Source organism: Stenotrophomonas geniculata (assembly GCF_034508895.1).
In the GTDB taxonomy this organism is placed as follows: Bacteria; Pseudomonadota; Gammaproteobacteria; order Xanthomonadales; family Xanthomonadaceae; genus Stenotrophomonas; species Stenotrophomonas geniculata.
Genome location: NZ_CP140571.1, coordinates 3,206,147 through 3,225,881, shown reverse-complemented (window position 1 = coordinate 3,225,881; position 19,735 = coordinate 3,206,147). Strand labels below are relative to the sequence as shown.

Annotated in this window: 15 protein-coding genes; 7 read left to right on the top strand and 8 right to left on the bottom strand. The window is 66.0% G+C overall.

From position 1 onward, the window contains the following. Positions 1–166: 166 nt before the first annotated feature. The 5 genes from RI032_RS14715 to RI032_RS14695 all read left to right on the top strand — a co-directional run bounded on the left by RI032_RS14715 (position 167) and on the right by RI032_RS14695 (position 9,818). The gene (locus RI032_RS14715; protein WP_134958103.1) at positions 167–3,019 is read left to right on the top strand and encodes a TonB-dependent receptor plug domain-containing protein; all 2,853 of its coding nucleotides are present in this window, start codon (positions 167–169) and stop codon (positions 3,017–3,019) included. Between the two features lie 189 nt (positions 3,020–3,208). Further along, a complete protein-coding gene (locus RI032_RS14710) occupies positions 3,209–5,311 on the top strand; it encodes a M13 family metallopeptidase (RefSeq protein ID WP_019338610.1) in 2,103 nt (700 codons plus the stop codon). A gap of 222 nt (positions 5,312–5,533) precedes the next feature. Further along, positions 5,534–7,540, top strand: a complete 2,007-nt coding sequence (locus tag RI032_RS14705) for a M13 family metallopeptidase (protein WP_010483006.1) — start codon at positions 5,534–5,536, stop codon at positions 7,538–7,540. Positions 7,541–7,663: 123 nt separating this feature from the next. After that, on the top strand, positions 7,664–8,158 hold the full coding sequence (locus RI032_RS14700) for a VOC family protein (RefSeq protein ID WP_049482148.1): 495 nt from the start codon (positions 7,664–7,666) through the stop codon (positions 8,156–8,158). 76 nt (positions 8,159–8,234) lie between these two features. After that, a complete protein-coding gene (locus RI032_RS14695; protein WP_322547201.1) occupies positions 8,235–9,818 on the top strand; it encodes a phytoene desaturase family protein in 1,584 nt (527 codons plus the stop codon). Between the two features lie 104 nt (positions 9,819–9,922). Here RI032_RS14695 and RI032_RS14690 read toward each other — a convergent pair whose 3' ends face one another. The 7 genes from RI032_RS14690 to RI032_RS14660 all read right to left on the bottom strand — a co-directional run bounded on the left by RI032_RS14690 (position 9,923) and on the right by RI032_RS14660 (position 16,544). Then, positions 9,923–10,597 carry a rhomboid family intramembrane serine protease gene (locus RI032_RS14690; protein WP_005410509.1) on the bottom strand — a complete coding sequence of 225 codons (675 nt, stop codon included), beginning with the start codon at positions 10,595–10,597 and terminating at the stop codon, positions 9,923–9,925. A gap of 93 nt (positions 10,598–10,690) precedes the next feature. Beyond that, entirely contained in the window at positions 10,691–11,029 is a 339-nt protein-coding gene (locus tag RI032_RS14685) for an MGMT family protein (protein ID WP_224329410.1), read from the bottom strand. Then, entirely contained in the window at positions 11,026–11,946 is a 921-nt protein-coding gene (locus RI032_RS14680; RefSeq protein WP_029550870.1) for a DMT family transporter, read from the bottom strand. Before RI032_RS14680 ends, RI032_RS14685 begins: the two co-directional genes overlap by 4 nt. A gap of 162 nt (positions 11,947–12,108) precedes the next feature. After that, on the bottom strand, positions 12,109–13,467 hold the full coding sequence (gene gorA, locus RI032_RS14675; RefSeq protein ID WP_049454972.1) for a glutathione-disulfide reductase: 1,359 nt from the start codon (positions 13,465–13,467) through the stop codon (positions 12,109–12,111). Next, positions 13,464–14,714, bottom strand: a complete 1,251-nt coding sequence (locus RI032_RS14670) for an NAD(P)/FAD-dependent oxidoreductase (protein WP_043401124.1) — start codon at positions 14,712–14,714, stop codon at positions 13,464–13,466. The genes gorA and RI032_RS14670 overlap by 4 nt, the downstream gene beginning before the upstream one ends. Positions 14,715–14,717: 3 nt before the next feature. Further along, complete coding sequence (locus RI032_RS14665) at positions 14,718–15,962, bottom strand: DUF418 domain-containing protein (RefSeq protein ID WP_197597889.1); 1,245 nt, start codon at positions 15,960–15,962, stop codon at positions 14,718–14,720. A 99-nt stretch (positions 15,963–16,061) separates the two neighbouring features. Next, on the bottom strand, positions 16,062–16,544 hold the full coding sequence (locus RI032_RS14660; protein WP_010482989.1) for an FKBP-type peptidyl-prolyl cis-trans isomerase: 483 nt from the start codon (positions 16,542–16,544) through the stop codon (positions 16,062–16,064). A 111-nt stretch (positions 16,545–16,655) separates the two neighbouring features. On the opposite strand from RI032_RS14660, the gene RI032_RS14655 reads away from it, so the two are divergent. After that, on the top strand, positions 16,656–17,195 hold the full coding sequence (locus RI032_RS14655; RefSeq protein WP_322547200.1) for a C40 family peptidase: 540 nt from the start codon (positions 16,656–16,658) through the stop codon (positions 17,193–17,195). 131 nt (positions 17,196–17,326) lie between these two features. Then, positions 17,327–18,100, top strand: a complete 774-nt coding sequence (locus RI032_RS14650; RefSeq protein ID WP_425603799.1) for a C40 family peptidase — start codon at positions 17,327–17,329, stop codon at positions 18,098–18,100. 262 nt (positions 18,101–18,362) lie between these two features. Here RI032_RS14650 and RI032_RS14645 read toward each other — a convergent pair whose 3' ends face one another. Continuing rightward, a complete protein-coding gene (locus RI032_RS14645) occupies positions 18,363–19,697 on the bottom strand; it encodes a dicarboxylate/amino acid:cation symporter (RefSeq protein WP_019338617.1) in 1,335 nt (444 codons plus the stop codon). Positions 19,698–19,735 lie beyond the last annotated feature (38 nt).

Genomic DNA, 19,735 nt, shown 5'->3' with positions numbered 1-19,735 from the left:
CTCCCTCCAAGCCCCTGCCCGCACGGCAGGGGCTTTTTCATGCGTGAACCCCTGAATTTCCCCTTACTAACAACAAGTTAAGCATCCTTATCATTCATGTTGCATTTACTTTACGCGACACATACACTCCATTAACCGAAGCATAACAAGTGGGGATCAAAACGAAATGCGCACCGCCAACCGCCAAACCAAGCCAAGCCGCGTCCCGTTGACTCTTGCTGTGCTGGCCTGCCTGCAGGTCGCACCGGCTCTGGCCCAGGAATCCACCCAGCAGGAAGCAAAGGCGTCAAGCACTTCAAGCGCTTCCACTCGCGCAACCGACCTTGACAAGGTCACAGTCACCGGCTCACTGATCCGCCGCGCGGACTACGAGACCACCTCTCCGGTGTTTACCATCAACGCCGAAACCAATGCCAAGCAGGGCCAGGTCAACGTGGCCGAGTTCCTGCAGAAGTCGGCCATCGGTTCGGCCGAAACCCAGATCACCCACCAGTTCGGCGGCTTCGTCGTGGACGGCGGTACCGGCGTGCAGACGGTTTCGCTGCGTGGCCTGGGCGCCAACCGCACCCTGGTGCTGCTCGATGGCCAGCGCCCCGGCCCGGCCGGTACCCGTGGTGCTGTCGGCGCCTTCGACCTGAACGTCATTCCCACCGCCATCCTGCAGCGTGCCGAGATCGTGAAGGACGGTTCGTCCTCCATCTATGGTTCCGACGCCGTGGCCGGTGTGGTCAACCTGATCACCAAGAAGAACATCGAGCGCCCGGAGCTGACCGTCACCGGCCGCGTGCCGACCGAAGGCGGCGGCGAAGTGTTCTCGGCGTCGCTGGCCAATGGCTGGAACTTCGAAAAGGGCAGCATCATCGCTGCCGTCGAGTGGTATCAGCACAACGAGCTGACCCGCGGCGACCGCGACTTCCTCAACTGCAGCAATGACCTGGTAAAGGACGCCGACGGCAACCGCATCGACCGCGAAGACCGTTCGCTCAACGCCGGTACGCCGCTGGCCAACTGCAACAACATGCTGCACAACGTGGTCGACATCGGCAGCACCCGCTATGTGCCGTCGGGTGATGGCACCACTGTCGGCCCGCTGCCGGGTTACCGCCCGCGCAAGACCCAGAACTACACGCGCGGCCAGGCCTTCTACGATGAGCCGGTGAACTTCGCGCGCTGGGGCCAGGGCCACATCATCAACAAGCAGGAGCGGAAGACCGCCTACGTGGCCACCGACTTCGGCTTCGATTCGGTCAACTGGAAGACCCAGTTCCTGTTCAACCGCCGTGAAACCGAGACGTTCTCCTGGCGCCAGTTCTTCCCGTACGCCTACATCCCGGGCACCGAGATCGTCGCCAACCCGGTGATGCTGTTCAAGTCCCAGCAGGATGTCACCGTCGATTACTTCTACGCCGCCACCAAGCTTGACGGCCTGTTCAAGGGCACCGACACCTGGGCATGGGAAGTCAACGCGAACTTCAGCCACTCCAGTGGCAAGTACGGCAATCTGGCCATCCAGGCTTCCAAGAGCGGCGACCTGGACTACACCGACGCTCCGCCGGCGGTGAACTACTTCGACCCGGACTACCTGAGCGGCCGCAAGGTCGACGAGCTGGTCGACAAGCTCGGTGCGTGGGACTGGGGCAAGACCACCTACAAGCAGGCCACCATCAACGCGATCGTCAGCGGCGACCTGTTCGAGATGCCGGCCGGTGCGGTCGGTTTTGCCGGCGGCCTGGAATACCGCTATTACTCGCTCAACGACCAGCCGAGCGAACTGTCCCGCACTGGCGACATCTGGGGTTCGTCCTCGGCTGATGTGACCAAGGGCAACGACAAGGTCAAGGAAGCCTTCGTCGAACTCGACGTGCCGCTGCTGAAGGGCCTGCCGGCGGTGGAATCGCTGAGCATCAATGCTTCGGGCCGCGTGTTCAAGTACGACAACGTTGCCGATTCGGACAATGTCTGGAAGATCGGCGTGAACTGGCAGGTCATTCCGTCGCTGCGTCTGCGCGGTTCGATCGGCACCTCCTACCGCGCACCGGGCCTGTATGAGCTGTACCTGGGCAACGAGACCGGTTTCTTCTCACAGGCGAACGATCCGTGCGTACGCTGGGGTGAAAGCTCCAATACCAACTACCAGGCCAACTGCGCGGCCGCGGGTATCCCGGCCAACTACGCGGGCGGCGGCAGCAGCGGCACGGTGTACCGCCAGGGCGGTGGTGACTCGCTGATTCCGGAAACTTCGCGCGCGAAGACCGCCGGCATCGTGTTCACCCCGACCTTCGCCAACCTGAGCGTGGCCATCGATTACTTCGACTATGAAGTGAGCGATGAAATCGCACAGCTGGGCAGCACCAACGTCCTGCGTGGCTGCTACGGCGGCACGGTGTACCCGAACAGCTACTGCGATCTGCTGACCCGCAATCCGGCCAGTGCTACCCAGCCGTATGCGGTGACCCAGATCCAGAACAAGTTCATCAACATCAACAAGCAGCGCACCCGTGGCTACGACCTGACCGCGAACTTCGACCACGATTTCTCGTTCGGCAAGTTCTCGGCTGAGACCCAGGTCACCTACACGATCGAAGACACCCAGGAAGTGTTCTCCAGCGCAGCTGCAAGCGGCCTGGAATCCGCTGAGCTGCTGGGTGACATCGGCCGTCCGAAGGTGGTGGGCAACCTGGCGCTGAGCCTGACCCGCGGTGACTGGTCGTACAACTGGCTGACCACCTATATCCACAAGACCGAAGACATCGATCTGAGCCCGGTGTTCACCTACCAGGGCCGTCCGAACTCCTATCGTGACATCGTGGCCGACTCGCGCATCTACCACACCGCTTCGGTCAGCTACGCGCAGGCCGATTGGGAAATCCTGGTCGGCGTCAGCAACATCTTCAACAAGACCCCGCCGTTGGTTTCCACCGGTGTCGCCGATTCCCGCTACGGCAACGTACCGGCCTTCGCCACCCAGTACGACTACTACGGCCGCACCCCGTTCGTGCGTCTGAAGTACAAGTTCTGATCCACGCCTGATCGCAGTACCCCGACAGACCCGGCTTTTGCCGGGTCTGTCTTTTCCGGGCCACCTAACGCCCCCCTTGCGCCCGCCCATGACCTTCGACACCCTTGCAGGGCAGGCCGGCGGCGTATTGTTCGGCCCACGGCCGTCCCGCGGCCCTTCCCTGACTCACTCGGCCTGGAGGCCATCAAAGTGACCCGTACTCCCAAGATCGTGCTGCTGACCCTGGCCGTTTCGGCCGCGCTGGTCGGCTGCGGCAAGAACGAAACCCCGGCCAAGGACGCCACCGCCTCCACGCCGGCTGCGGCCGAAGCCACCCAGTACACCCTGGACGAGAGCAAGCTGCCGGCCTACAACGCCTTCCAGCCCAGCGATCTGGATACCAGCAAGGACGCCTGCGGCGCCTTCGGCGACTACGTCAACAGCAAGTGGCTGGCCGCCAATGAAATTCCGGGCGACCGCACCAGCTGGGGCGCGTTCACCATCCTCGACGAGCGTTCGGTGGCCGTGCAGCACCAGCTGGCTGAACAGGTCGCGCAGGTCAAGAACCCGAACCACATCGAGAAGATCGTCGGCGACCTGTGGGCCACCGGCATGGACGAGGCCAAGATCAATGCCCAGGGCATCGAGCCGCTGAAGGCCGACCTGACGGCGATCGACGGCCTGCAGGACAAGGCGGCCATCGCCGACTACCTGCGCAGCAGCGCGGCCAAGGGTGACAACGTCCTGTTTGGCTTCGGCGCCGAAGCCGACTTCAAGAACTCGGCCGTCAACCTGGCCTACGCCAGCCAGGGCGGCCTCGGCCTGCCGGACAGCACCTACTACACCGATGCCAAGAACGCCGACAAGCTGAAGGCCTACCAGGCGCACGTCGCCAAGGTGCTGGAGCTGTCCGGCGTCGCCGCTGCCGACGCTGCCAAGCAGGCCGAGGACGTGGTCAAGTTCGAGACCCGCCTGGCCAAGGCCTCCAAGTCGCGCGTCGAGCTGTCGCGCAACGTCGAGCTGTACTACAACCCGGTCACCCTGGCCGACGCCGACAAGCTGACCCCGAACTTCAGCTGGACCGAGTTCTTCAAGTCGCAGGGCGTGGCCGCACCGGAGAAGTTCTCGCTGGCCATGCCGGCCTTCCATGAGGAAGTGAGCAAGGCACTGGGCGACACCGATCCGTCGGTGTGGCGTGCCTACCTGCGCTTCCACACCGTGGACAGCGCCTCGCCGTACCTGGCCGACGCCTTCGTGCAGGAGAACTACGAGTTCTACGGCAAGACCCTCAACGGCCAGAAGGAACAGAAGCCGCGCTGGAAGCGCGTGCTGGGCACCATCGAGAACGATGCCGGTGAAGCCTTCGGCCAGCTGTACGTGAAGGTTGCCTTCTCGCCGGAAGCCAAGGCGAAGATGGAAGAGCTGGTGAAGAACCTGGCCGCCTCGCTGAAGGAACGCATCCAGGGCCTGAGCTGGATGAGCGATGAAACCAAGGCCAAGGCCATCGCCAAGTGGGAAACCTTCACCCCGAAGATCGGTTACCCGGACAAGTGGCGTGACTGGGCAGGCCTGCAGACCCAGCGCGACAGCTACCTGGGCAATGTGCGCGCGGCCAGTGAGTTCAACTACAAGTTCAACCTGTCCAAGATCGGCAAGCCGGTGGACAAGACCGAGTGGGGCATGACCCCGCAGACGGTCAACGCCTACTACAACCCGCTGCAGAACGAGATCGTGTTCCCGGCCGCCATCCTGCAGCCGCCGTTCTTTGACCCGAAGGCCGATGACGCGCTGAACTACGGCGGCATCGGTGCGGTGATCGGCCACGAGATGACCCACGGTTACGACGACCAGGGCGCACGCTTCGGGCCGACCGGCAACATGGAAGACTGGTGGACCGCCGCTGACAAGAAGAACTTCGAAGGCCTGACCGGCAAGCTGGTCAAGCAGTTCGACCAGTACAAGGTCGACGGCCAGGCCGTGAACGGCCACCTGACCCTGGGCGAGAACATCGCCGACCTGGGTGGCCTGGCTACCGCCTACGACGCGCTGCAGAAGGCCTCCGCCGGCAAGGAAGATGCAAAGGTCGATGGCTTCACCCGTGACCAGCGCTTCTTCTTCAACTGGGCTACCGTGTGGCGCACCAAGTACACGCCGGAAAACGCCAAGGTCCGCCTCGCGACCGACCCGCACGCGCCGGCGCAGTTCCGCGCCATGGGTGCGCCGTCGAACCTGCCGACCTTCGCCGCGGCATTCCAGTGCAAGGCCGGTTCGCCGATGGCCCGCACTGGCGAGCAGCAGGTGGTGATCTGGTAAGCCACGGCTGACGCCAAGGCAGACCTGCAGAGGCCCGGGAATTCCCGGGCCTTTGTTTTTCTGGGGTGTCTTTCATCCACGCATGGCGTGGATCTACTGATCCCGGCGTTCCCCGGTAGCTGCCGACCTTGGTCGGCGAATGCACCGCGACGCGTGCATGCCGCGTCGATGCCCGGCTTGCTATAGTGCGCGCGCCCTCAATCCATCACGGATTCGTTCCACATGCCCAACTTCCGTCCGCTTGCCATCGCCCTGGGCATCAGCCTGGCGACCCTGGTCCCGACCCACGACGCGTTCGCTGCCAAGAAAAAGGCTGCGCGTGCCCCGGCTGTCAGTGCCCAGTGCAGCGACTTCTATGACGCCACCAATGCAGGCTGGCTGAAGGCCAACCCGGTGCCGCAGACCGGCGCCACCACCGCGCTGGGCCAGCTTGTCGACCGCAGCCGCCAGCAGCAGCGTGAACTGCTCGACGCCGCGATGAAGGCGCCGCAGGGCAACGTGCAGAAACTGCTGGGTGACTTCTGGGCCAGCGGCCTGGACGAAGCCGCCGTGGAAGCAGACGGCTCCAACCCGATCGCCCCGCTGCTGACCCGCATCAATGCCATCAAGAAGGCCAAGGATGTGCCGGCCTCGATCGCCGCACTGCACCAGGTCGGCATCCCGGTGGCATTCAACTTCGGCCCGGACGTGGACCTGAAGGCGCTGGACCGCCACATCGGCTACTTCATGCAGGGCGGCATGGGCCTGCCGGACCCGGCGTTCTATACCCGCAGCGACGCCGACACCGTGGCGCTGATGGGCCGCTACCGCAACTACGTCAAGCAGATCCTGGCGCTGACCGGCACCCCGGCTGCCAAGCTGGATGCCGAGTCGCAGGCGGTGATCGCGCTGGAAACCGAGCTGGCACGCAATGCGCAGTCGCTGGCCGGCATCAACAACCCGTTCAACAACTACGCGCCGATCTCCACCAAGGAGCTCAACAGCCGCTACCGCAACCTGCAGCTGGATGCCTTCCTGAAGGCACAGGGCGTGGATGACGACCTGGTCTCGCTGGCCGACCCGGGCCTGTTCAAGCAGCTCGACGGCATGGTCACCAAGCTCAAGCCGGACCAGTGGAAGGCCTACCTGCGCTGGCGCGTGGGCGACTCGATGGCACCGTACCTGTCCAAGGCCTATCGCGACGCCGAGTTCGAATTCCGCGGCCGCGTGCTGCGTGGCGAAACCCTGCCGCCGCAGCGCTGGGAAGATGTGCTGGAGGCGATCAACGTGGCCGCCGGCCCGATGGTCGGTCGCGAGTACGCTGCCCGTTACCTGTCCGCCGAAGATCGTCGCCAGGCGGCGTGGATCGTCGACAAGGTGCGCGAAGTACAGATCGAGGCGGTCAAGAACAGCAGCTGGATGAGCGCCGAAGCCAAGACCGAAGCGCAGGCCAAGCTGGCCGCGCTGAAGATCGAGATCGGCACCCCGCTGCGCGACCTCGACTACAGCGTGCAGCCGATGGGCCGCGGCTCGTTCGGCGGCAACATGCTGATTGCTTCGACCTGGCGCCATCGCGAAGAAATGAAGCGCATCGGCAAGGGCAACGCCGACCGTCGCTGGGACGTGCTGCCGCAGCAGCCGTCGCTGGCCTACGACCTGGCGCAGAACCGCCTGATCGTCACCGCCGCGATCCTGCAGGGCCCGGTGTTCAACGCCAAGGCCGATGCCGCCGACAAGTTCGGCAGCTTCGGTGGCCTGGTCGGCCATGAGCTGACCCGCGCGATCGATGCCAAGGGCGCGCTGGTCGACGCCAAGGGCGAGCTGCGCAGCTGGTGGACCCCGGCCGACAAGACCGCCTGGACCCTGCTCGGCAGCCGCGTGGCCGCGCAGTACAGCGCCTACGACTTCCCGGGCGTGAAGGGTGCCAAGGTCAACGGCACGCTCACCCAGGAAGAGAACCTGGCCGACATCGCCGGCCTGGAACTGGCCTGGGCGGCGTATGTCGCGCAGGAGCCGAAGGCCAAGCAGGCGCAGCAGCAGGGCTTCTTCCGCGCCTGGTCTGCACTGTGGGCGCAGCAGCTGGCGCCGAACGAGGCCGTGCGCCGCCTGACCGCCGACATCCGTGCACCGGGCCTGTGGCGCAGCAACGGCACGCTGGCCAACCTGCCGGCCTTCGGTGCTACTTTCAGCTGTAAGGCCGGCCAGCCGATGCAGCGCAGCGAAGCGGAACAGATCAAGGTCTGGCGCTGAACCCGCTGCCACACGGATGATGCAGAGGGCGCCTTCGGGCGCCCTTTTTTGCGGGTGCAGCACGATCCCGGGTTAACACCCGGCATGCTATCGCTGCGGCTTCGTCCATCGCGGAGCCCCGACATGGCACACAAGAACACGATCTGTGTCTGGTATGACAACGGCGCGCTCGAGGCCGCCACCTTCTACGCCAGTATCCTGCCCGACAGCGCAGTAATTGCCGTACATCACGCACCGGGCGACTATCCCGACGGCAAGGAAGGCAACGTACTGACCGTCGAATTCACCGTCTGCGGCATCCCCTGCGTCGGCCTCAACGGCGGCACCGCGTTCAAGCACAACGAAGCCTTCTCCTTCCAGATCCAGACCGAGGACCAGGCCGAGACCGACCGCCTGTGGAACGCGATCGTGGGCAATGGCGGCCAGGAGAGCCAATGCGGCTGGTGCAAGGACCGCTGGGGCATCTCCTGGCAGATCAGCCCGCGCATGTTGATCGAAGCGGTGACCAGCAAGGACAAGGCACTGGCCAAGCGCGCCTTCAACGCGATGATGCCGATGAAGAAGATCGACATCGCCACCATCGAAGCAGCGATCAAAAAAGGGGACGGAGGGGATTAAGTCGTTTTTCCCCATTGCCGGTGACCCCATGCGAATTGCGACTTGATCCCCTCCGTCCCCTTTTCCCGAGGTGCTGATGTCCTGGGATGCAATCATCATCGGCGGTGGCCACAACGGGTTGGTCTGTGCAGCCTATCTGGCACGCGCCGGCAAGCAGGTGCTGGTGCTCGAACGGCGTGGTGTGCTCGGCGGCGCCGCGGTCACCGAGGAGTTCCATCCCGGCTTCCGCAACTCGGTGGCGTCGTACACGGTGTCATTGCTGCAGCCGAAGGTGATCGACGACCTGCAGCTGCATGCGCATGGGCTGCGCATCGTCGCGCGCCCCGTCAACAACTTCCTGCCATTGCCGGACGGCCGCCACCTGTTGTCGGCGCCCGGCCGCACCCAAGCCGAGGTGGCGAAATTTTCCGAGCGGGATGCACAGCGCCTGCCCGCATATGAAGCGCGACTGGAGATTTTCGCCGACGTGCTGCGTGCGTGGGCCCTGCGTACACCACCGGACCTGGGCGTGGCGGGTGGTTGGCGCGCACTACCCGCACTGTGGCAGTTGGGAAAGCTCGGCCGCGAACTGGCGGCGTTGGATGCACCACTGCGGCAGGAGCTGCTGGACCTGTTCACGCTGTCGGCGGCGGAGTACCTGGACCGCTGGTTCGAGAGCGAGCCGATCAAGGCGCTGTTCGGCTTCGATGGCATCGTCGGCAACTACGCCAGTCCGTACACGCCGGGCAGTGCCTACGTGTTGCTGCATCACGTGTTCGGCCAGTGCAATGGCGTGAAAGGTGCGTGGGGCCATGCGATCGGTGGCATGGGCGCGATCAGCCAGGCCATCGCCGCCGCTGCACGCGAGGCCGGTGCGGAACTGCGCGTGGATGCCGGCGTGCAACGGGTAGTGACCGAACAGGGCCGCGCCGTGGGGGTGGAACTGGCCAACGGCGAAACCCTGCGTGCACGCGCGGTGGTCGCCAACGTCAATCCGAAGCTGCTGTACGAACAGCTGCTGGAGCCGGCGCAGGTACCGGCTGCCACACGCGAGCGCATGGCGCAGTGGCGCTGTGGCTCGGGCACCTTCCGGATGAACGTGGCGCTGTCGCGGCTGCCGGACTTCCGCGCCCTGCCCGGCCCCGGCCCGCACCTGAGCGCGGGCATCATCCTGGCCCCCAGCCTGGACTACATGGATCGCGCGTGGCTGGATGCGCGGCGCGACGGCTGGTCGCGCGAACCGATCGTGGAGATGCTGATTCCCAGCACACTGGATGACTCACTGGCGCCAGCGGGGCAGCACGTCGCCAGCCTGTTCTGCCAGCACGTGGCGCCGGTGCTGCCCGACGGGCGTCACTGGGATGATCGTCGTGAAGCAGTGGCCGATCTGATGATCGCCACCGTTGAGCGGTATGCACCGGGTTTCGCTGACAGCGTGCTGGGCCGCCAGGTCCTGTCACCGCTGGATCTGGAGCGCACGTTCGGGCTGATCGGGGGCGACATCTTCCACGGTGCGCTCAGTGCCAACCAGTTGTTCTCGGCACGGCCCATGGTTGGCCAGGCCGGCTATCGTGGTGCCCTGCCCGGGTTGTATCTATGCGGGTCGGGTACCCATCCCGGTGGTGGCGTGACCGGTGCACCCGGGCACAATGCGGCGCAGGTGGTGTTGCAGGATCTGTAGAGGTGTGCCGACCAACGGTCGGCACCTACCGCGTCAAATGATCCTGGCCAAGGTGTGCCAACCAAGGTTGGCACCTACCCGCGTGAAGCGAGGCGCATCGCGCCTCACTTCACGCTGCGCAGATGGTTCGGGCGCTTCGGCGGGCCGGGCGGGCGACGCTTGTTGAATGGCGGCTGCCCGCGCCAGTAGCGGATCAGCAGCCAACCGAACAGCATGCCGCCCAGATGCGCGAAGTGGGCCACGCCCGGCTGCCAGCCGGTCATGCCCAGCACCAGCTCACCCACACCGAACAGGATCACGAAGGTCCGTGCCTTCATCGGGATCGGCGGGAACAGCAGCATCACCCGCTGGTTCGGGAACAGCATGCCGTAGGCCAGCAGCAGGCCGAACACGCCGCCGGAGGCGCCCAGCACCGTGGCCGGATTCTCCAGCAGGGTACCCACCAGCAGCTGGCAGACACCGGCGCCAGCCACGCACACCAGGTAGTACAGCAGGAAGCGCTTCTCGCCCCAGGTCTGCTCCAGCGGCGCGCCGAACATGAAGACCGCCAGCATGTTGAAGAACAGGTGGCCGAAGCTGCCATGCAGGAAGCCATAGGTCAGCAGCTGCCACGGCTGGAAGTTGCCGCCCGGCGAGAACGCATCGAAGCCCTGCTGCAGCGGTTGCAGCATGAACGGCTCGAAGGTCTGCATGCCGAGCAGGAACGGCTGCTGCAGCAGGAACAGGATCGCGTTGGCGATCAGCAGGGCCTTGGTGACGGTAGGCAGTCGCGGGAACATGGGAGCACCGGCATGGAACGGCCTCCATCATAGCCGCAGCACCGTGTGTTGTTGGCGACCGGCAGGCGCAGCCTGTTCAGTCGCCAGCGGTGCTCAGCCCGGGCCCCACACGGCGGCATCCAGCGCCGCGGCCGGATCGGTGGCCGGCATCCGCACCCGGCCGTTCTCCACCACCACACCTTCGGCACGCAGCCGTTGTGACTGCTCGCGCCAACCAGCCGACCCTTCTTCCATGGCAATGCGCCCGTCCGAACGCAGCACGCGATGCCAGGGCAGGTCGGGATCGTCGTTCTGGCCGAGGATGCGCGCGGTCAAGCGCGCACGCCCCGGCAGGCCGGCACGCATCGCCACCTGGCCATAGCCCATCACCTGCCCCGCCGGGATCGCGCGGATCACCGCCAGGATGCGCGCCCGCGCCTGCTCCGGCGTCAGCGCCGCAGGCGGGTCACCAGTAGTACACCGATCAGCACCAGCACGGTGCCGGCGATCTGTGCCGGCCCCATCGGTTCGTCGAGCAGCCATAGGCTCATCACGATGGTGGAAACAGGGCCCAGCATACCGACCTGCGCGGCCAGCGACGAACCCACGCGCTGCACCGCCAGCATGATCGCCAGCACGGGCAATACCGTGCACACGGTGGCATTGACCAGCGACAGCCATTGCACCGGCGCCGGTGCCTGCCACAGCAATGGCAGCGGATGGGTCACCGCGAAATGCAGCAGCACCAGCACGCTGGCCACGCAGCTGGCGTAGGCGGTGAGGCGCACCGCACCGATGCGCGCGACCACCTGGCCACTGCCGAACAGGTACAGCGCGTAGCTGAGCGCACTGCCCAGTACCAGCAGGCTGCCGACGATGATCTGCCCGCCCTCGCGCTGAAGATCGTGGCCGAAGGCGAGCAGCACGCCCAGATAGCTCAGCACCAGCGCACCGATCTGCCAGCGGCCCGGGCGCTGCCGTGCCAGCAGCACGTTGATCAGCAGCACCAGGGTCGGGTTCAAGTAAAGAATCAGCCGCTCCAGGGTCACGCTGATGTACTGCAGGCCCTGGAAATCGAGCAGGCTGGACAGGTAGTAGCCGGTGAAGCCCAGCCACAGCACGCGGGCGCGGTCGGCCCAGGACAGCGGCTCTGCCCGGCGCGCAGCCCACAGTGCCATCAGCACGAACAGCGGCAGCGCCATCAGCATGCGCAGGGCGAGCAACGTGGTGGCATCGACGCCGTGGCGCAGGCCGAGCTTGACGATGATGGCCTTGCCGGAGGCGGCGATGGCGCCGATCGCGGCCAGGCCGATACCCCCCAGCGCGATGCGCGGGGAAGCGGTGGCGATACGGGAAGCGGGGCTGGACATCAGGACGACGGCGGGCCGCATAGGGCGGCCCGGAAACGCATTGGGGGGCGCCCAGTATCGCATGGGGGCGCCAGGTGCCCTGTAGAGCCGAGCCTGTGCTCGGCTGCACCATGTCTGCACGGAATGCAGCCGAGCATAGGCTCGGCTCTACAACCGCCCAGGTCAGCGCATCAGCACCACTTCCTCGGCCGAGGTCGGGTGGATCGCCACGGTGTCGTCGAACTGGGCCTTGGTCGCCCCCATCTTCACCGCCACCGCGAAGCCCTGCAGGATCTCGTCGGCCGCTTCGCCCAGCAGATGGATACCCACCACCCGCTCTTCCGGACCAGCACAGACCATCTTGAACAGGCTGCGCTGGGTGCCGTTGGCCAGCGCCTGCAGCATCGGGCGGAAACGGCTGTGATACACGCTCACCTGATCGAAACGGGCGCGCGCCTCTTCTTCGCTCATGCCCACCGCGCCCAGCGGTGGATGCGAGAACACCACGCTGGCGACGTTCTCATAGTCCATCTTCGACTGCGGGCGGCCGCCGAACAGACGATCCATCAGGCGCCGCGATGCAGCCACCGCCACCGGGGTCAGGCCAACCTTGCCTGCGATGTCACCCACCGCATGCACGTTCGGCACGCTGGTGGTCTGCCATTCGTCCACCTCCACCTGCTGGTGCTCACCGATGCCGATGCCCAGCGCTTCCAGGCCCAGGTCGCGACTGTTGCCGCGACGGCCGGTGGCGAAGAACACCGCATCGAATACGCTGTCGAGCGGACCATCATGGCCGAATGCACGCACACGCTCGCCATCGCGCTGCAGTTCGCGCAGGCGATAGCCGAAATGGATGCGCACGCCCTGCTGCTTCAGGTTCTCGGCCAGCTGATCGGTCAGCTCGTAGTCGAAGCGATCCAGCAGCCGCTGGCCGCGCACCAGCAGGCTGACCTTGCTGCCCAGTGCCTGCAGCAGGCCGGCCAGCTCCACCGCAATGTAACCGCCACCGATGATCGCCACCTCGGCCGGTGCCGCGCGCAGATCGAAGAAATCATCGGAGACCAGGCCCAGTTCGGCGCCGGGAATGTCGGGCCGCAGCGGGTGCGCGCCGGTGGCGATCAGGATGTGCTCGGCGCTGTAGCGCACGCCATCGCTGCAGGCCACGGTGTGGGCATCGAGCAGATGACCACGCGCCGGAATGCGCACCACGCCGGTTTCGTCCAGGCGCTTGTGGTAGCTGGTGTGGATGTTGCTGATATAGGCCTGGCGATGGATCACCAGTTCCTTCCACGACAGCGCCGGGCGCGCTTCGACATCGAAGCCCATCGCACTGGCCAGGCCGATGCGCTCGTGCAGGTCAGCCGCCAGCCACATGGCTTTCTTCGGCACGCAGCCGACATTGACGCAGGTTCCGCCCAGTTCGCCAGGCTCCAGCATCGCCACGCGCTTGCCGTGCTGCGCGGCGCGGATCGCGCCAGCCAGGCCGGCGGAACCGCCGCCAAGGACGATCAGGTCGTAATCATAGGGTGCAGTGCTCATCGGAATCGCTCGGGTCGGTAAGGGGCAGGATCGATCGCCGGCGTGCGGCCGCAGACGAGATCGGCGATCAGCTGGCCGGTGCCGGCGCTCATGCTGATGCCGAGCATGCCATGCCCCGCTGCAAGCCAGACGTGAGGATGTGCGGGCGCGCGGCCGATCAACGGCACATCGTCCACGCTCATGGGACGCCAACCGCACCACTGCTCCTGCAGCTGCGCACCACGCGGCGCGCGCAGGTAGTGGTCGGCAGCGTGCTGCAGGGCCTGCAGGCGGGTCGTGCGCAGCTGCGGGTCGGCACCGGCGAATTCCATGGTGCCGCCCAGTCGCAGTGCTTCACGCCAGGCAATCACGAACACGGAATGGTCCTTCAGCACGACTGGGCGCTGCGGCACCTGCGCCGGTCGCGACCAGGTCAGCGAATAGCCCTTGCCGGGCTGGATCGGCACGCGCAGATCCAGTTGCCGTGCCCAGCGCGGTGACCACGGCCCGGTCGCCAGCACCAGCTCGCGTGCGTGCAGCGTGCGTTCGCCGACGTGCACGCGCACACCCTGCGCGTCGGCGCTGAAATCCCGCATGTCCGAGTGCTCTTCGATCACCACGCCCTGTGCGCGCAGCACGCGCGCCAGTTCGGCGGTGTAGCGGTCCGGACGCAGCTGCGCATCGCCGGGGAAGTGGATCGCACCGGCAAGGCGATCATGGAACGCTGGATTGTCGCGCGCGTAGTCGGCCCCATCGATGCGCACCGTGGCGATGCCCTGCGCGTTCAGCGCCTCACACTCGGCTGCATGGTGATCGAAATTGCGGGCGTCACCAAACACATAGTCCAGACCGCGCGCCTCGAACTCGCAGTCCAGCGCATGCGTCCGCACCCACTGCGCCAGGCGCAGCCGTGAATCATTCAACAGTGCGCCGCGTGCCCGCGTGGAGTGCAGCCAGTCACGCGCGTTGCAGCGCGCCCCGAACTGCAGCAGCCAGCGCCACAATGCAGGGTCCAGGCGTGTACGGACGTACAGCGGCGCACGCGGATCGAGCATCCAGCGCAGCGCCCGTAACGGCACACCAGGCGCTGCCAGCGGTGGCGCGTGGCTGGGGGTGATGGTGCCGCAGTTGCCATGCGAAGTCGCCGCACCCACGCGTCCCCGCTCGATCATACGGACCTGCCGGCCGTTCGCGCACAGCGCAAGCGCGGTGGCCAGGCCGATGGCACCGGCGCCCACCACGATCACATCCTCGCGCGCGCCCTGCATCGATCAGCCCTGCCCGGCCTCGCGCCGCATCGGCGGCCACTGCCGGTAGGTCATCGCGCGCCACAACCATTCCATCGGGCCAAAGCGGAAGCGGCGCAACCAGACGTGTGAAAGGGCCACCTGCACGGCAAACAACAGCAGTGCGAACAGCAGCTGCACGCTGCGTGGCATCATTTCGAACGCGCCCAGGCCGTAGTGGTAGAACACCCAGGTGCACAGCAGCGACTGGCCCAGGTAGTGGGTCAACGCCATGCGCCCGACCGGTGCCAGCCAGGCCAACCGCGCACGCCAATGCACGATCCACGCCAGGTAGCCCAGGCACATCGGCAGGCCACCGATCGTCACCAGTGCCATTGCGGTTGTCACCGGCAGATTGTAGGCACCCGGTGCCAGGTAGGGTTTCCAGGCAACACCGATCAACGTGACCAGCAGGCCCAACGGCAACGCAATCCAGCGCAGCGTCGCGTACAGGCGCGGGAAGCGCTCCGGCGCCGCCAGCGCGCCACTGCCGGCAAACCAGCTGCCGATCAGGAACATGCCCAGCACCTCCGGGCCGGTGATCAGCAGCGCGCCCATCGACGTGCCGAACTCGCTCAGCCGCTGCGCATTGGCCTGCATCCAGCTGCCGTGCCCGTACACCAGGCGCTGCAGCTCGATGCTCTGCTGCGCGTCGGCGAGCATCTTCTGTACGTCTTCCGTCGAAGCCATCGACACCATCGCGCCCACCAGCAGCATCATCGCTATACCGCCGAGGTAGACCGTCACGCCCATCCACGGCAGCCAGCTGCGCGGCGCCTCGCGGCAGGCCAGCAGCGGCAACGAGACCAGCGCGTACATCACCAGGATGTCGCCGGACCAGACCAGCAGTGCGTGGCACAGGCCGATCAGCAACAGGCCAGCGCTGCGGCGCAGGTAGAACGGGGTGAAGTCGCGCCCGGCGGCCTCGGCGCGCTGCGCCATCACCGCGAAGCCGGCGCCGAACAGCAGCGAGAACAGGGTGAAGAACTTGCCCTGCACGAACACGTACACAAAGGCATCGGCCCAGTAGTCGATGCCCTGCCAGTGCACGTCGATGCCAGTGAAAGCCAGGTCCAGCGGTCCGCTGAAGGCCTCGATGTTCATGAGCAGGATGCCCAGCAACGCCGCACCGCGCAGCACGTCCAGTATGGCGATGCGTTCGCCGGAAGCCATCGGCTGCAGGGAAGGAGAAGCGGCGTTCACGGGGCATCCGTCAGGCAGGTCCGCCATTATGCCGCCGGCCCACACGCCATGTATGGCCGCGTCGTGTTCCAGAAACGCAACGGCCCGCCGAAGCGGGCCGTTGCTGCCATCACGATCGCGCTGCGATCAGTGGTGGTGGCCGCCGTCGCCGTGGACGTGGCCGTGGTCGATCTCTTCCTTGCCGGCTTCGCGCACGTCAACGATTTCGACGTCGAAATGCAGGTCCTTGCCAGCCATCGGGTGGTTCAGGTCGACGTCGACGACGCTCATGCCGACCTTCTGCACGGTCACCGCACGCGGGCCGAAGTTGGTCTGCAGCACGACCTGCTGGCCCGGGGCCAGCTTGGTGTTGCCGAAATGCTTCTTCGGCACGCGCTGGGACAGGCCCTCGCGGCGCTCGCCGTAGGCATCAGCGGCAGTGACGTCGACGCTGAAGGTCGCGCCGGCTTCCTTGTCCATCATGGCGTTTTCCAGGCCCGGGATGATGTTGCCGTGGCCGATCAGGATCGCCAGCGGCTCGCCGCGGTCCTTGGACGATTCGATCGGCTCCTGGCCGACTTCGGAAACGGTGTAGTGGAAGCGGACAACGCGGTCTTTTTCGATCTTCATGCGCAACTCTGTCTGGATCTGCCGAAGGCAGGCGGGTTGGGGCGGGTTGTCGCCCGGCGGGGACGCCGCCATCATGACGGCCAATCCAAGGTGGCGCATTATCCGGAGATCATGCACATCACGCCAGTTTCGTCCGGCCAGCGCCGGTTTCTCGCCCCAGCCGTGCTGCTGGCCCTGCCCCTGTTGATGACCGCCTGTGGCGGTGGCAAGGCCACCCGCCCGGCGCCCCCCCCGTCGACGGCGAACTGGCCAAAGACCGTGCCGGACAACCCCGAGGCGGCCAACTCGGTGCTGATGCGCGCCATCAGCCTGGTCGGCACGCCCTACCGCTATGGCGGCAACACCCCGGATTCGGGCTTCGACTGCAGCGGCCTGGTCGCCTATGTCTATCGCGAGATGCTGGACCTGCGGCTGCCGCGCACCTCCCGCGACCTGGCGGCGGTACAGGGACCGAAGATCGACCCGCAGCGCCTGGCCACCGGAGACCTGGTGTTCTTCGGCAGCCGCGGCAGCGTCACCCATGTCGGTATTTATGTGGGTGAAGGGCGCTTCGTGCACGCGCCGAGCACCGGCGGCACGGTACGCCTCGACTCGCTCAGCGGTCCCTACTGGAAGGACCACTACACAGGGGCGAAACGCGTCCTTCGCTAAAATGAACAGGCGATATGTTCAAAACTGTGACGTCCATCTCCACGAAACTAACGATTTACTAACGGAATTTTTAACTTATTGCCGCTTTTACAGGGCATGATGCCCCATCGTTTTTTTCCTGTGACCGACGCGTGACGACTGACGACCTGAAAAGCGAAGGCCAGACTACCGTATCTTCACGTAGTGCCCGCCCGCTGTTGCTTGGCCTGGCACTGTGTCTGACCAGCCTTCCGGCCTGGTCGCAGACTGCTCCGAATCGTTCCGATGTGACCCCGGCCCCGGTGGCCGAGAGCACCGCCCGACCGGCCACCAGGGCCGAGGCCGCTGCTCCGCAGCGCAGCCGCGTCGATGCCGCCGCCAGTGCCACGCTGGCCGCCCTGCTGCCGCACCTGGCCGCCAATGACACCATTCCGCTGATGGACCGCTCGGCCGTGGTGGCGGGCGATCTCAGCCGCCTGCTCGCCAACTACGACACCAGCAGCGCCGCCAATGGCAGCGTTGTCGGCACCGCCGCCGATAACGGCAAGGTGCAGTCGCTGCTGCGCCGAGCGATGACCCTGCTGGGCACCCCGTACCGTTGGGGTGGCAGCAACCCGGACAGCGGCTTCGACTGCAGCGGCCTGGTCGGCTACGTGTTCCGCTCGGCGCTGGGCATCGAGCTGCCGCGCGTCTCGCGCGAGATGGCCCACGATGACAACGCCGAGCTGATCAACGATCGCACTGCGCTCGCCGCCGGTGACCTGGTGTTCTTCGGCCGCAAGGGCCGCGTCGACCACGTCGGCATCTATGTCGGTGATGGCCGCTTCCTGCACGCGCCGAGCTCGGGCAAGGACGTCCGCGTGGACACCCTGCTCAGTGGTTACTGGGGCAACAAGTTCATGCAGGCCCGCCGGGTCGACCTCTGACCCGCTGGCGCTACGGCGCCGCCTGAAAGACAAAAAGCCGCTGCCCCGCAGCGGCTTTTTTTGTTTGCGCCCCCGGTAGGTGCCGACCTTGGTCGCGGCATCACGCCGCCTGCCCTGGTGGGTGCCGACCGTTGGTCGGCACTGCCTCCATCCACGCATGGCGTGGATCTACCAAGACCCGCCTTGGCCGCCACCGCGCCAACCAGCTCCCAAACAAAAGGCCCGCCGGGTCAGGGCGGGCCTTTTACATCTCCGCGCAACCTCAGGCGCGTGGCGGTGTCGGGTCCGGATCGTCCACCCCGACATTGCTGGACGGATTGTCATACACCGCCTGATCCAGCAGCCCGGTCTCCTTGGCCACGATCACCGGCACCAGCATCTGGCCCGTCACGTTCGTCATCGTGCGCATCATGTCCAGGATGCGGTCGATGGCATACAGGTAGCCGATGGTCTCCAGCGGCAGGTTGGCCGCGCTCAGCACCACCGTGGCCATGATCACCGCAGTACCCGGCACGCCGGCGGTACCGAAGCTGCCCAGCACCGAGGCGATCAGCACCACCACATACTGTTCCGGGGTCAGCGGCACCCCGCTGTACTGCGAGATGAACACCGCGCACAGCGCCGGGTAGATCGCGCCGCAGCCATCCATCTTGATGCTGGCGCCCAGCGGCACCGCGAACGAACCGTAGTCCTTGTTCACACCCAGGTTGTGGGTGATCGAACGCAGCGCCACCGGCATCGCGGCGAAGCTGGACGAGCTGACAAACGCCACCTGCATGCCCGGCGCGGCGCCACGGAAGAACTTCAGTGGGTTCAGGCCGTGCGCCAGCAGCAGCGCGCTGTAGACCACCACGATGTGCAGGGCGCAGGCCACGTACAGGGCCAGCACGAAATGCCCCAGCGGCAGCAGCTTCTCGAAGCCGTAGCTGCCGACCAGGCCAGCGATCAGGCCGAAGGTGCCGATCGGGGTGACTTCCAGCACGAAGCGGGTCACCTGGATCATGATGTCGCTCATCTGGCCGACCAGCTTGCGCGCCTCGGTCACCTTCTCGCCCAGCTTGACGATGGCGAAACCGACCAGACCAGCAAAGAAGATCACCGGCAGGATCGAGCCACGGCCCGCGGCCAGCACGGTTTCACCGGCGGCGTTGACCTTGGTGCCGATGCCGGACAGCGCGTAGAAGACATTGGCCGGCACCACATCCAGCAGCACCTGCACCACGCTGGGCACTTCACGCGGCACGTAGTTGCTGGCCATCGTCAGTTGCAGGCCACCGGCGCCGGGCTGCAGCACGGTGCCCACGCCCAGGCCGACGCACACCGCCAGCGCAGCGGTGATCACGAACCACAGGAAGGTGCGGCCACTGAGCGCGGCGACCGATTTCTGGCCGTGCAGCGACGAGATCGCGTTGATGACCGCGAAGAACACCAGCGGCACCGCGATCATCTTGATCAGGGTGACGTACAGCTCGCCGAGCGGGCCGAACCACGTTTCCGCGGCCGGGCCGAGCGCCCAGCCGGCCAGCGCGCCGAGCACGAAGCCACCGACCACGCGCTGCCAGAATGGAATCCGCAGCCAGGCAGAGACCAGCTTCATAGGCAATCCAGAGGGGAAGGAAGGGATGCTGGCACGAT

Bases quoted from the DNA above. Each gene is read 5' to 3' on its own strand.
- RI032_RS14715 (WP_134958103.1), top strand. From the start codon at position 167: ATGCGCACCGCCAACCGCCAAACCAAGCCAAGCCGCGTCCCGTTGACT.
- RI032_RS14705 (WP_010483006.1), top strand. From the start codon at position 5,534: ATGCCCAACTTCCGTCCGCTTGCCATCGCCCTGGGCATCAGCCTGGCG.
- RI032_RS14700 (WP_049482148.1), top strand. From the start codon at position 7,664: ATGGCACACAAGAACACGATCTGTGTCTGGTATGACAACGGCGCGCTC.
- RI032_RS14695 (WP_322547201.1), top strand. From the start codon at position 8,235: ATGTCCTGGGATGCAATCATCATCGGCGGTGGCCACAACGGGTTGGTC.
- RI032_RS14690 (WP_005410509.1), bottom strand. From the start codon at position 10,597: ATGTTCCCGCGACTGCCTACCGTCACCAAGGCCCTGCTGATCGCCAAC.
- RI032_RS14680 (WP_029550870.1), bottom strand. From the start codon at position 11,946: ATGTCCAGCCCCGCTTCCCGTATCGCCACCGCTTCCCCGCGCATCGCG.
- gorA (WP_049454972.1), bottom strand. From the start codon at position 13,467: ATGAGCACTGCACCCTATGATTACGACCTGATCGTCCTTGGCGGCGGT.
- RI032_RS14670 (WP_043401124.1), bottom strand. From the start codon at position 14,714: ATGCAGGGCGCGCGCGAGGATGTGATCGTGGTGGGCGCCGGTGCCATC.
- RI032_RS14665 (WP_197597889.1), bottom strand. From the start codon at position 15,962: ATGGCGGACCTGCCTGACGGATGCCCCGTGAACGCCGCTTCTCCTTCC.
- RI032_RS14660 (WP_010482989.1), bottom strand. From the start codon at position 16,544: ATGAAGATCGAAAAAGACCGCGTTGTCCGCTTCCACTACACCGTTTCC.
- RI032_RS14655 (WP_322547200.1), top strand. From the start codon at position 16,656: ATGCACATCACGCCAGTTTCGTCCGGCCAGCGCCGGTTTCTCGCCCCA.
- RI032_RS14645 (WP_019338617.1), bottom strand. From the start codon at position 19,697: ATGAAGCTGGTCTCTGCCTGGCTGCGGATTCCATTCTGGCAGCGCGTG.